The sequence below is a fragment of the Capnocytophaga sp. genome, from assembly GCF_030532915.1.
Classification (GTDB): Bacteria; Bacteroidota; Bacteroidia; order Flavobacteriales; family Flavobacteriaceae; genus Capnocytophaga.
Genome location: NZ_JAUNKD010000059.1, coordinates 1 through 9171 on the forward strand (window position 1 = coordinate 1; position 9171 = coordinate 9171).

A 9171-nucleotide genomic window follows, 5' to 3' on the forward strand; every position below is an offset into this window, starting at 1 on the left:
GGGCGTTTTTTTAATTATTTTACAAAATTAATAATTTTTGTCGAGAGTCTCGACACACGATTTTTTTTCGGTTCATTGTAGGGGCAAATTGCAATTTGCCCTTACACGGTTCGTTCTCGTAAAACAAAAAATAATTGTCTGTCGAGGCTCTCGACCTTTGCCGTTTATGTTTTTTATTGTTGTTTGGACAAATTGTGGCGGAAGAGATATATCTCTTCCCTACTGACACACGATTATTTTATCTTTGCCAAAGTTTTAAAACTTTGGCAAAGTTGTGGTGGTTCGTTGCGGTTGCCTTCGCTTTTTATTATTCTGATTTTCAGTGTCAAAGGTTGTATTTTTTTGTCGGAAAAATTTATTTTTCGGTTGGAAAATCAGGCAATTTTTTTAATTTTCGGCTGGATTGAACGATTTTAGCGATGGTTTTCTCAAAATCCTCTTGGGAATTGGTTTGTTGTATCAACGATTCAACTGCTTGTTTTAGAGTCAATTGCCAAGCAACATTTGTGTTGAGTGCTGACAATAAGCGTTCAAAATAATGATGTAATTGCTCAAAATCACCCATTAAGCCCGAAATTACGCCCTTATGATAACTGCCCCAAATGCTTTCACTGGTAAAATTATAATTGATTATCAGTTGTTTAGCCTTGCTTAAAGGACTTAAATTTTCTTGATAAAAAAGCGTTTTTTGCAAAGCCAACTGACATAATTTTTCCACTTCCACAGAAAATTGCGCCACATTGTTAAACTCCACAAAATCAACATCTTGATGAGACCCTATATCAAACGAAAAATAATCCTGTTCGTACCAATTAAAATGTACGCCCACATTCAGCGTTGTGCCTTGTCTTCCACTAAAAGGCTGAAATTCAATTAAAATCAAATACCAACCGCCATCAAAAATCCAAATGCGTGATTGTCCTTTTTGCTTGATATTGTGCGGTTTAAAAATCGGTTTTGCAATTTGCTTGATGATTTTGTTGTGGTCGTTTGTAGTCATATCTTTTCTATTTCCTTAATTATCAACTTCGTATCATCAAAAATCAATTCAAAATAAGCGTTTTTACTTTCAAAAACGGTGCTAATCAATTGCGAGGCGGAGGCGACAGACAAGCCGTATTCCGTTTGTAAAAAATCGGCACAATCTGCGATGCTCGAAAAATGAATATGAGTCAGATAATCAGTTAATTGCGTTTGCCAAAAAGTATAATCGGCGGTTTGTTTGGCAAGAAATAGTTTTTCGCTTCGGGTATAAATTAAATCTATCATTTTAATTGGTTGATAATCAATGAATTTTAAGGTTATTTTTTCATATTTTCATCAAAAAACGACCGCAACACCAAGAGCGTAGCATCGGCTATCCAAGCTGAAAAATCGGCAAAACATTTATAAACATTACCGGCAGGAATTTGAAGATGTACATAACGATTTTCGGCTTCTATCTTACACAAAATCAAGTCGTAACCTGTTTTTTCAATCAAAAAAACAAAAAATCCCTGCAAACATTCATCGTGATGAGAGCCGATGTCAAAAATCAGCAATTCTTCGCGTGATTTATCCGTAAGCCATTGATTTTGCGTTGTATCGCTCGTTTCCCAAAGGACTTGAATGAGGCTGTCCGTTGCGTCGTTGAATGCAGGTAAATCGGCATTGATTTTTCGTTTGCCTTTTCCTTTTAAAACATTGTTTATCAGAGTATTAACAGGTTTTAATAAGGCGGTTTGCTCATCATCGCCTATTTTTTGCGATTTCACCCAAAAGCAATAATTGATGAAAACATACGCCCCATTCTGACTCAATGTTGCCTCAATGGCGAATTGTTCTTTTTGACCAAATAGCATTACTTTAATGATTTGTATTTCAGATTATTACCAAATTCCAAAAAAGGATATTCGGCGTTTAGAAAGTGGGCTTTGTCGGCAGGGTGTTTTTTCAGATGGATTTGCCTGTCGAGCCAATTTTCATAAAAAGTCATAACATCCACATTCAGAGCGTAATAGCCAGTGAAATTGATAATGCCACAATCTGCCCAAATCGTGCCTTTTTGCGAACCATTGACCACCAACCGAAAGAAATCGCCACAGCCATACTCGCAAATAGGCAGAGTGCCATTCAAATTGCCGGTATTGGCGTATCGATGCACCAAATCGGCAAAATGGCTGTCGGTTTGCATTCGCTCTTCAAAATCTTCATCTTCCTGAAAATCAATTACATCACTAAACTCAAAATCGGCAGTGTAGGCAAATGGCTCATTGAGAGAGACTTCCCATTCTTCATTCATTTTCAGGGCATCATCCAAAGCATAAAATCCGTAATACGGAGCTTTTTGGTGCAATCGGTGCGATTGGCTTTCGGCTTGAATTTCGCTCAAAAACAAAACATAACTCTCCGGTAATTTGAGGTTTATCTTGTTTTCAAACTCCGAAATTTCGTCCATTGACAGCGTGGCGTTCGGCGTAATGCCCAAAACGGACATTTTTTGTAAAATACGCTTGATTTGATGTTTCATATTTTTCCTCTCCCCCCAGCCCCCTCTCCCAAGGAGAGGGAATTTTGGGCGTTTTTGATTATGTTACAAAAATAATATTTTTTGTCGAGAGCCTCGACACGCGATTTTTATTTTTTTCGGTTCATTGTAGGGGCAAAATATTTTTTGCCCTTACCTTTTGAACCACATAGGGAACAGTAGGGGCTTATTGCATAAGCCCTTACGATGGCGGAACGGATATTCACATACTCCGCAGTGCGGACTTGGTCTCCAAGGTCGGAGGCTCACTCTTGAAAATAACGACAATTTAAAATAGGTTAGCTATATGCCTGTTGCTTAAATAATTCTTTTTTAAATAAGCGATGTCATTATTTATTTTGTCAAGATTGTTTTTGTTCATATATTTATCTATATAAAATTGATATTCTTTATTAAAAATAATAAAATTTAAAGCAAACATTTTATTAGATAAATCGCCAATATTTGTACTTGGGTATGAATACATTCTATCAAGCAAAATGACCGCTTTTTTATAAAAATTGGACTTTCTATTTTTCTTATCAAAAAAACTATAATGGCAGTTTTGCAAAAATATATCGTCTATACCGTTGATAATGCTGTTATTTGGCGTACCATTTTCTAAAAAGTCTATCAATAATAGGCAATATTCTATTGTGTTTTGAGAAACGAATGTTGATTTTTTGTTTGTTAAGCTACTAAACAACTCCCTTAAAGCATTTCCTTTGAAATATAATGTGCCATTTTTGAATTTTAAAAATTTCAATCCATCAACAAAAAAAGAATTATAGAAAATATTTTTAATATAAATATCTCTGTATAAATTATTGATTTTTACATCATTGCTACTAAATGACAATTGAATAAAAGAAGTAAATTTTCGATGAATGAAATTATTTTTATCATAAAATCCATTATACGGCAGATAAAAAATGACCAACATTGATAATATGATGTTATAAATATCATCATCAATATCGCCATTCAATTCATTAAAAACGATTTCTTTTATTTCTGATGGCGATAGTATTTTGTTATTCAGTTTGAAGCAAAGACCCCAATCGATTTTTACCCTATCGTAAAAATCTTCATTTTGTGAAAAATATTCATAATTTTTATTAAAAACCCAAGGTTTATAGTTAAAATTATCTATTTTATTTCTTGGATTTAGATAAACCTTACAAAAATCTAAAACGATATTAGGGATTATATTGTTGTGCATTTTTTCCACTTTCCTTTATATGATTACTATCTAAAATGACATTGTTGTGGCTGTCGTAGGTGTAAGTGATGATGGTGCGCCTAAATGGTTGTTGTGGTATCATTATATGATTTTACAAATCAAAATGCTTGTAAGGATTTAATCCATAATGACAAATAAATTCAATACCTTCATCTATGTACTCTCCTATCTTAAAAGCTCGATAGCCTCCTGCTTTGTAATTACCAAGCATTAATGCAAACATTTCTCCATTTTCTGAAATAGCGGTTATTAGGTCATTATTGCAGAAAGCACCTACTTTCAAACAATGAGAACCAATCAAATTATTTACTAAATTAAAATTTTCTATATTATAAATTGTATATCTTGTCTCAAAATCAAAATGCTGAACACCATTAGAATATTCTAAATTTATACCATCAAATTCTATCAAAAAATCCTTGATTGTCTCATTAACTTCATAGTTGATTTCACTGAGTTTAATTAAAGTATCATCTATGGATACTCTTCTGTTATGATACCAGCCAGCATTTGTTAATTTTTCATAAGTTTTTTTAGTAAATCTTGCCATAATTTTAATCTACACATTTTTTGTTTTCAACAGAAGAATTTATAGTAAGTATTGTCCTTAAAACCTTAAAGGTTGAAGCTCATTTTCTTTGATTTCAACAGTATTAATAAACTGTGGTGTATAATGATGGGTATATCTAACCCCAAGCCCATTCATAATATTGATATTATTTTAATAAATTTTTGCTAAAAAACTTTCAATAATAGGAATTGGTATACCCACATTGGTTGTTTGATTTTTACAATCCAACCAGATAGAAAATTCTTTAAATAATGGATAATTATTTTCATCGACAAAAAAAATGCCATTATCAATATGAGATAGTTCAATTTTTTTAATAATATCAATAAATATTATTTTATTCTCCCTAATTTCATCATCAGAGACTTCAAATATTTTCTTAATTAAAAAAATTTCCTCATCAAAATCAATGATAACAGGTAATTTCTCTATATAGTTATAAGTCTCTATTAAATTCATTTACAAAATCTCAAAAACAACTCAATTTGTAATACCGAGCAAAAATACGATAAAAAGAAAAATTATCCCACATTCGCCTAAAAGAAAAAAGTTTTAAAACAACATTTGATTTGTTAGATAATATCCCAACATCAAAATCACAAATTTATTCGGCTTTATGGGTTGATTTTGAAATCATTGCGATTTCTTTTTCCAAATCATCCATAACTGCCAAAATAGGATTGTCCCAATCATTAAAAGCGTCCAAATAAGCTCTGACTGAGCCTTTTATGGGGTTTGAATCCAAATGCTCGGCTTCCAGTTCTTTCTTCAACTGGCTGTATTTCTGATAAATGGTCATACCCATTTTTGAGTTTGATTTTTCAAAATAAGCCAAAACAATTTCGATTTTCCTTATCAAATCCATCATAAAATGATTTGGTTTTTTAGTGTGATAGATATACAATTTATTGCACTATTTATCTGATTGACAATAAATTGCCTGTCGAGGCTCTCGACTTTACGAAAATTCAAAAGTAAAAAGCACGATACGGCTCACGGGTTCGTACAGCAAAATGATGGCATCAGCACCGCCACCGCAATAGTTGTACCCTGCCACCTCGCCAATCATAAAAAACGGATTGCCCTTGTAGGAAATTTCGATGCCGTTATTGGGCATTTTGTCCAGCTCCTCCCACGAAGTTCCGGCAGGTGGCAAGGTCATTTTAAACGCCGATGGAACTTGCGTCGTCGTCCAGTTGCCGTGCCATATTTCACCGCCCAGCTTGTCTAAAAAGTTGGTAATGTTGGGCTTACCTCTAAAAGGCTTACTGCCGGGGAAAATCAAAAAGCCATCTTTGGCGACCTGTGCCTTGCTTTGGGCGTAAGTATCGAACATTTCTTGAAAATAATTTTTGTCGTCTTCGTCCCAATTTTTTGAATGCAACGGACTTCGCAAAAAATAGCCCTCCTTGCCCAAAAATTCGTAGCGATTATCGTCCGTCAAGCGAAACGCCAGCCAATTGGGAGCGGTAAATTCGTTGTGAAAGTCTTTCGTTTCATCGCCGATATAGCCCTCGTACGGCTCGATAGGACACAACAAATGCAGCGTCTGCCCTTGCCATTCGGGGCGTAACTCTGCCAAATTAATGGAAATCAGCGGTAAAAAATGCTCACCAAGCCACGCCTGATTTTCCACAAAAATATTTTCCGACTTTGGAAAAGCCTGTAAATTGTCGTTTAGCTCTTTAATTTCTTCTTGAAAATACATATTGTTTAAATTTATAAGTTATTGAAAATGAATTGATTTTGTTAGTCGCTGGTGTTAAGTCCGTATTTTGTCGCATAACGCCGTAAATTGCTCAAAAACAACGGATTGGCAGTTTTTAGCAAATTTTGATATTCGGTTTGTGCCTTGTCCTGCCACTGATGTTCGCCGTAAAAAATGAGTTTTCCCACAGGCGTAACATTCAGGGAATCATCATTTTGCAACGCCCAAGCGATTTTTTCAAGGCTGCTAAAACGCTCAAAAAAAGTTAAGGCACCGGACAACGCTTCGTTTTGCAAGTGGGCAATCAGCCGATTGGGGTCGGTTTGTTCGTTGATTTCGTGCCATAATTGATTGTGATTCAGTAGTTTATTTATCCGCATTCGGATAAGGCATTCGGCTTCGCTGGGAAAATCAGGCAAGGTGTTTTTATGCTGATAATCATAAAATTGCAACCAAAATTTAGGTTCAAACACACCCAAATTCAGCGTAAATTGACAACAAAACCGCTCACTGCTTTGGCTTTTTTGCACATTGACCACCCACGACACAGGCTCGGCAGGGCGATAAAAATTCGCACCCTTCTTCCTAAACCCCAAAGGTTTAAGCACCGCAAAAATGGCTTTTAGGGCGTTATCAAAAGTGGCTTGGGTGTGGGTTTTTTGGGGCATTTTTGATCTTTGGGATTTGGCACAAAGATACATTTTTTTCCGTTTTATTTTTTAGGTTTATGCACTTTGGCAAAGTTTTAAAACTTTGCCAAAGTTGGTTACGGCTCGTTGTAAGGGCTAATTGCAATTAGCCCCTACGCTCGGATTGTCCTCACGCAATTCGCTGTGAAACAAAAACAATTGTAAAACAATACTTTAAAACTCTTATTCCGATTGGATTTCGGTGTAATGCAGGGGCAATTGCCACGCCTCAAACTGCGTTTTGGCTTGTTGCTAAATAAACACGCCCAGGCGGTCACCAGTGGCAATGTAAAAATCGGACGGCTCATCGATAGAAAAAGTAAATTTTCCGTCTCCAACCTTTTTAAAATCAATGGATTGCTTCGGACATAAACGCCACAAAGTAGGCATTTGCTCGGCAGTTGGGGCTGAATGTTTTCCTTTTTCGATGGGGTCGTAAGTGGGGCTTTGGTATTTTTCAAAAAAACTTTCGTCAAAATTGAGCCAATCGCCTTTGATGATTTTTTGTTTTTCTACTTCCTGAAAATCAAAACCTTGTAAGTTGCTCTGACTCAATTGCTCTTTGATGGCATCGGTTACAATAATGTGCCGTGCATTGCTGTAAATGGGCGGTACATCAGCTCCGAAACGCTCCACCGCCGTGTGATTTTTGGCTCGGCTGTGCAAAATGAAACCGTTCCAAAGTAGCTCGGCAAAATCGCCACGAATCCCTGTACGCTCACTAAAATCGCTGTAATTGCTTGTAATACTGTATATTTTCATAGTTCCTCCCCCTAACCCTCTCCGAAGGAGAGGGAACTCTGGGTGTTTTAAAATTATTTTACAAAATTAATGATTTTTGTTGATTGTAGGGGCAAAATATTTTTTTCCGTTTTATTTCGCTCGTTTATATTTTTGGCGGAAGCGATATATCCCTTCCCTACATCGCCATTGCCACCAACTTACTCAATGTATTAAAATTGCGTGTGGTGGCGGTGATTTTCAGTTTCTTTTCTAAAAAATTGTTACTGAGTTTACTGCGACTGGCATCGGTTGGGATATACAGATACATCGCCCTATCGGTAAAGGCAAATTTTTCCTCGCCGAAGTCCTGTTTTTGTAGCTCGGTAGCCAAGGGTTGCGGTAACTCATCATTAAAAAGGGTGAAGAAAACACGTTTACTATCGTGGTTTTCGGTAAAGGGATTTTCGTTTAAAACCTGCCGAATTTCACGGGGCGTTTTGACAATCACGGAGAGTTCTGCTCCGATTTTTTCTTCAATCAGTTCACGCACCTTTTGGCTAATCTGTGCAGGGGCAAGTTCGCTTCGCAAAACGATGTTTCCGCTTTGGATATAGGTTTTAACCGATTCAAATCCAGCGTCTTCCAAAATTTCTTTTAGAAACGCCATACTTGGAATTTTATTTTTTCCGCTGGGCATTACGCCACGCAAAAGGACGATGTAGGTGTTCATTGGTTTTATTTCAATTTCAAATTCAATTAACTTCTATCAACAAATGAAGGAGGTTCAATCCCCAACGAACGCAAATATACATAACCTTGTCCGCGGTGATGAATTTCGTTTTCGTAAAAGTATAACAAATCTTTCCAGCCCATAAAATCTAATTTCCCATAAATGTTAATTCTCTGACGAAACATTTCTTGTGGAATTTTTTTCCAATTTTCAGCAATTTGTTCAGTTGCTTTGTCCCAAGAGTTTAATAATTCTGCTTTGGTTTTTCCGAAATCTCGTTTATTTCTATCAAGCGGGAAAGGTTTATTTTCAGCTAATTGTTGTGTTCCCTCCACTGCCAATTGGATAAGCTCACCAACCAACTCAGCAAAAGTTCGCATTCCACCGATGGAATAACTGAATAATTCTTTTTCTGGAAAAGCCTCAATGACTTTTCGAGTCAATCGACGATTTTCTTCCCACTCAACAAACCATTCGTCTGATGTAATAATGAAATTTTGCATTTTTATTTTTTTATAAATTTAAAAATCAGTATTTTATCTCATTGTTTTATTTTCTATCTAATAATTCGCTCATACGCTCGATTTTTTTTACATTTTCTCTAAGAAAGCGACATAATCTTTTGCACTTTGAGCAACTCTTTTTAAAGCCTCTGGACTATAACCTTCATTAGAATCAATTCCATAAAAAACAAAAAGAGACTGATAATCTGCTTTTACATAATCCATTGTCATTTCAAACGGACGCAAGGTTTCTTCTATGGTATATTTTTGTTTTCCACCATGGCTATATTCTTCTTTATTAATTCCCGTAGAAACAGCCAAGGCTATTTTTCGATTGACAAGTGCTTGTGCCCGAGAGCCATAACCCCAGCCATAAGTAAAAACTTCATCAAGCCATTGTTTGAGTAAAGGTGGGCAATTAAACCAATACACAGGGAATTGCAAAACTAAATTTCCGTGAGTTTCAACTAAGTTTTGTTCTTTTTGAACATCGATTTT

At 35.7% G+C, this 9171-nt stretch carries 15 protein-coding genes; all 15 read right to left on the reverse strand.

Annotated features, from left to right (window positions below; all coding sequences use genetic code 11):
- Positions 1–355 precede the first annotated feature (355 nt).
- Positions 356–1000 carry a hypothetical protein gene (locus tag Q4D72_RS11610; protein WP_303078063.1) on the reverse strand — a complete coding sequence of 215 codons (645 nt, stop codon included), beginning with the start codon at positions 998–1000 and terminating at the stop codon, positions 356–358.
- Entirely contained in the window at positions 997–1269 is a 273-nt protein-coding gene (locus tag Q4D72_RS11615) for a hypothetical protein (protein ID WP_303078065.1), read from the reverse strand. The genes Q4D72_RS11610 and Q4D72_RS11615 overlap by 4 nt, the downstream gene beginning before the upstream one ends.
- Before the next feature lie 32 nt (positions 1270–1301).
- Positions 1302–1841: an Imm42 family immunity protein gene (locus Q4D72_RS11620; protein WP_303078067.1), complete on the reverse strand. Its 540-nt coding sequence runs from the start codon at positions 1839–1841 to the stop codon at positions 1302–1304.
- On the reverse strand, positions 1841–2509 hold the full coding sequence (locus Q4D72_RS11625; RefSeq protein ID WP_303078069.1) for an SMI1/KNR4 family protein: 669 nt from the start codon (positions 2507–2509) through the stop codon (positions 1841–1843). Before Q4D72_RS11625 ends, Q4D72_RS11620 begins: the two co-directional genes overlap by 1 nt.
- 286 nt (positions 2510–2795) lie before the next feature.
- Positions 2796–3728, reverse strand: coding sequence for a hypothetical protein (locus Q4D72_RS11630; protein WP_303078071.1), 933 nt, complete (start codon positions 3726–3728; stop codon positions 2796–2798).
- The gene (locus Q4D72_RS11635; RefSeq protein WP_303078073.1) at positions 3706–3831 is read right to left on the reverse strand and encodes a hypothetical protein; all 126 of its coding nucleotides are present in this window, start codon (positions 3829–3831) and stop codon (positions 3706–3708) included. Before Q4D72_RS11635 ends, Q4D72_RS11630 begins: the two co-directional genes overlap by 23 nt.
- A 9-nt stretch (positions 3832–3840) precedes the next feature.
- The gene (locus Q4D72_RS11640) at positions 3841–4299 is read right to left on the reverse strand and encodes an SUKH-3 domain-containing protein (protein WP_303078075.1); all 459 of its coding nucleotides are present in this window, start codon (positions 4297–4299) and stop codon (positions 3841–3843) included.
- A 171-nt stretch (positions 4300–4470) separates the two neighbouring features.
- Positions 4471–4779 (reverse strand): hypothetical protein, encoded by a 309-nt coding sequence (locus Q4D72_RS11645; protein WP_303078077.1) that lies wholly within the window; start codon positions 4777–4779, stop codon positions 4471–4473.
- A gap of 145 nt (positions 4780–4924) precedes the next feature.
- Complete coding sequence (locus Q4D72_RS11650; protein WP_303078078.1) at positions 4925–5188, reverse strand: hypothetical protein; 264 nt, start codon at positions 5186–5188, stop codon at positions 4925–4927.
- Between the two features lie 90 nt (positions 5189–5278).
- The gene (locus Q4D72_RS11655; RefSeq protein WP_303078080.1) at positions 5279–6028 is read right to left on the reverse strand and encodes a hypothetical protein; all 750 of its coding nucleotides are present in this window, start codon (positions 6026–6028) and stop codon (positions 5279–5281) included.
- A 41-nt stretch (positions 6029–6069) separates the two neighbouring features.
- Positions 6070–6696 (reverse strand): DUF4304 domain-containing protein, encoded by a 627-nt coding sequence (locus tag Q4D72_RS11660; RefSeq protein WP_303078082.1) that lies wholly within the window; start codon positions 6694–6696, stop codon positions 6070–6072.
- Positions 6697–6969: 273 nt separating this feature from the next.
- A complete protein-coding gene (locus Q4D72_RS11665; protein ID WP_303078083.1) occupies positions 6970–7479 on the reverse strand; it encodes a hypothetical protein in 510 nt (169 codons plus the stop codon).
- Positions 7480–7636: 157 nt separating this feature from the next.
- The gene (locus tag Q4D72_RS11670; protein WP_303078085.1) at positions 7637–8170 is read right to left on the reverse strand and encodes a DUF1697 domain-containing protein; all 534 of its coding nucleotides are present in this window, start codon (positions 8168–8170) and stop codon (positions 7637–7639) included.
- A 26-nt stretch (positions 8171–8196) separates the two neighbouring features.
- A complete protein-coding gene (locus Q4D72_RS11675; protein ID WP_041991850.1) occupies positions 8197–8673 on the reverse strand; it encodes a DinB family protein in 477 nt (158 codons plus the stop codon).
- An 87-nt stretch (positions 8674–8760) separates the two neighbouring features.
- On the reverse strand, positions 8761–9171 hold a 411-nt coding region (locus Q4D72_RS11680; RefSeq protein ID WP_303078090.1), incomplete at its 5' end, for an NAD(P)H-dependent oxidoreductase.

Bases quoted from the DNA above. Each gene is read 5' to 3' on its own strand.
- Q4D72_RS11630 (WP_303078071.1), bottom strand. From the start codon at position 3,728: ATGCACAACAATATAATCCCTAATATCGTTTTAGATTTTTGTAAGGTT.
- Q4D72_RS11660 (WP_303078082.1), bottom strand. From the start codon at position 6,696: ATGCCCCAAAAAACCCACACCCAAGCCACTTTTGATAACGCCCTAAAA.
- Q4D72_RS11635 (WP_303078073.1), bottom strand. From the start codon at position 3,831: ATGATACCACAACAACCATTTAGGCGCACCATCATCACTTACACCTAC.
- Q4D72_RS11615 (WP_303078065.1), bottom strand. From the start codon at position 1,269: ATGATAGATTTAATTTATACCCGAAGCGAAAAACTATTTCTTGCCAAA.
- Q4D72_RS11640 (WP_303078075.1), bottom strand. From the start codon at position 4,299: ATGGCAAGATTTACTAAAAAAACTTATGAAAAATTAACAAATGCTGGC.
- Q4D72_RS11610 (WP_303078063.1), bottom strand. From the start codon at position 1,000: ATGACTACAAACGACCACAACAAAATCATCAAGCAAATTGCAAAACCG.
- Q4D72_RS11655 (WP_303078080.1), bottom strand. From the start codon at position 6,028: ATGTATTTTCAAGAAGAAATTAAAGAGCTAAACGACAATTTACAGGCT.
- Q4D72_RS11670 (WP_303078085.1), bottom strand. From the start codon at position 8,170: ATGAACACCTACATCGTCCTTTTGCGTGGCGTAATGCCCAGCGGAAAA.
- Q4D72_RS11620 (WP_303078067.1), bottom strand. From the start codon at position 1,841: ATGCTATTTGGTCAAAAAGAACAATTCGCCATTGAGGCAACATTGAGT.
- Q4D72_RS11665 (WP_303078083.1), bottom strand. From the start codon at position 7,479: ATGAAAATATACAGTATTACAAGCAATTACAGCGATTTTAGTGAGCGT.
- Q4D72_RS11650 (WP_303078078.1), bottom strand. From the start codon at position 5,188: ATGATGGATTTGATAAGGAAAATCGAAATTGTTTTGGCTTATTTTGAA.
- Q4D72_RS11645 (WP_303078077.1), bottom strand. From the start codon at position 4,779: ATGAATTTAATAGAGACTTATAACTATATAGAGAAATTACCTGTTATC.
- Q4D72_RS11675 (WP_041991850.1), bottom strand. From the start codon at position 8,673: ATGCAAAATTTCATTATTACATCAGACGAATGGTTTGTTGAGTGGGAA.
- Q4D72_RS11625 (WP_303078069.1), bottom strand. From the start codon at position 2,509: ATGAAACATCAAATCAAGCGTATTTTACAAAAAATGTCCGTTTTGGGC.